The 1537-nt window shown below is 70.7% G+C and carries 2 protein-coding genes; both read left to right on the top strand.

From position 1 onward, the window contains the following. Nucleotides 1-57 precede the first annotated feature (57 nt). A complete protein-coding gene (locus EST54_RS33820) occupies nt 58-600 on the top strand; it encodes an LOG family protein (protein WP_129251476.1) in 543 nt (180 codons plus the stop codon). A 91-nt stretch (nt 601-691) separates the two neighbouring features. Further along, nucleotides 692-1381 carry an SDR family oxidoreductase gene (locus tag EST54_RS33815; protein WP_129251475.1) on the top strand — a complete coding sequence of 230 codons (690 nt, stop codon included), beginning with the start codon at nt 692-694 and terminating at the stop codon, nt 1379-1381. Nucleotides 1382-1537: the final 156 nt, after the last annotated feature.

Below are 1537 nucleotides of genomic sequence, written 5' to 3'. Positions count from 1 at the left end.
CACCTCCACCCGCTCCCACGAGCCCCCCACCCCCCGGCCGGCTCGTAAGGTGACCGCATGAACATCTGCGTCTTCTGTTCCGCCGCCGACCTCGACGACCGCTATGTCCTCCCTGCCCGCCAGTTCGGCGAGTTGATAGGGATGGGCGGGCATGCGCTGGTATGGGGCGGTTCGGACGTCGGCCTGATGAAGGTCATCGCCGACGGGGTGCAGCAAGCCGGCGGGAAGCTGATCGGCGTCTCCGTGGAGTTCCTGGCGGACAAGGCCCGTGAGGGCACCGACGAGATGGTGATCACCAAGGATCTCGCTGAGCGGAAGGCGCAGATGCTGGCGCGCGCCGACGCCATCGTCGTCATGGTCGGCGGGACGGGCACCTTGGACGAGGCCACCGAGATGCTGGAACTGCGCAAGCACGGAATGCATACCAAGCCGGTCGTGCTGCTGAACACCGCTGGCTTCTATGACGGGTTGAAGGAGCAGTTCCAGCGGATGGAGTCGGAGGGATTCCTGCCGATTCCGCTCACCGACCTGGTCTTCTTCGCGGAGGACGGCGTCGGCGCGCTGGCCTACCTGGAGGAGCGCGCGGGCATCCAGGCCTGAGCGCCGCCCCGAGGACCCGCAGTTCCCCGCAGTTCCCTGTGGCTCCCCGCGGCTCCCGGCGTCCCGTCACCCGCTCGTTAGGATCAACCCCATGGGTACGCACTTGATCACGGGCGCAGGGTCGGGCATCGGAGCGGCGGTCGCACGGCGGCTGGCGGAGCGCGGGGAGAGCCTGTGGCTGCTGGCGCGCAACGCGGTCCGGGCGAAGGAGCTGGCCGAGCAGTTCCCCGGCGCCCGCACGCTCGTGGGTGACCTCGCCCATCCCGAGAAGCTGTCCTGGGCCTTCGGGCAGCAGCCGCTGCCGGACCGCATCGATTCCCTGGTGCACAGCGCGGGCGTGATCGAACTGGGTACGGTCGGCGATCTGCCGGCCAAGGCCTGGCAGCGGCAGCTGGCCGCCAACCTGGTCGCGCCCGCCGAGCTCACCCGGATGCTGCTGCCGCTGGTACGGGTCGCCAAGGGGCATGTCGTCTTCGTCAACTCCGGTGCCGGGCTGAGCGCGCGTGCCGAGTGGGGCGCCTACGCGGCGAGCAAGCACGGCCTGAAGGCGCTGGCCGACTCGCTGCGGGCGGAGGAGCACGACAACGGGGTCCGGGTCACGTCCGTCTATCCGGGGCGTACGGCCACGCCGATGCAGGAGAGCACCCACCGGCAGGAGGGCAAGGAGTACGACCCGTCCCGCTGGATCGATCCGGAGTCGGTGGCGACGGCCATCCTCACGGCCATCGATCTGCCGCGGGACGCGGAGATCAACGACGTGTCGGTGCGTCCGGGGCGCTGAGCCACCAGGGAGCCACCAGGGGCGGGGCCGGTCCCACCGCACCGGTCCCGCCGTACAGGTCCCACCGCCCCCGTCCCGCCGCACCGGCCCCGCCCCTGGTGGCTCCCTGGTGGCTCCGCGCACCGGACGCACCGACACGTCGTTGATCTCCGCGTC

The organism is Streptomyces sioyaensis (assembly GCF_004122735.1).
Taxonomy (GTDB): domain Bacteria; phylum Actinomycetota; class Actinomycetes; order Streptomycetales; family Streptomycetaceae; genus Streptomyces; species Streptomyces sioyaensis.
The sequence above is the reverse complement of the archived record's forward strand: the minus strand, read 5'-3'. Positions and strand labels throughout refer to the sequence as shown.

Excerpts from the sequence above, each read along its gene's own strand:
- EST54_RS33820 (WP_129251476.1), top strand. The coding sequence starts at position 58 with ATGAACATCTGCGTCTTCTGTTCCGCCGCCGACCTCGACGACCGCTAT.
- EST54_RS33815 (WP_129251475.1), top strand. The coding sequence starts at position 692 with ATGGGTACGCACTTGATCACGGGCGCAGGGTCGGGCATCGGAGCGGCG.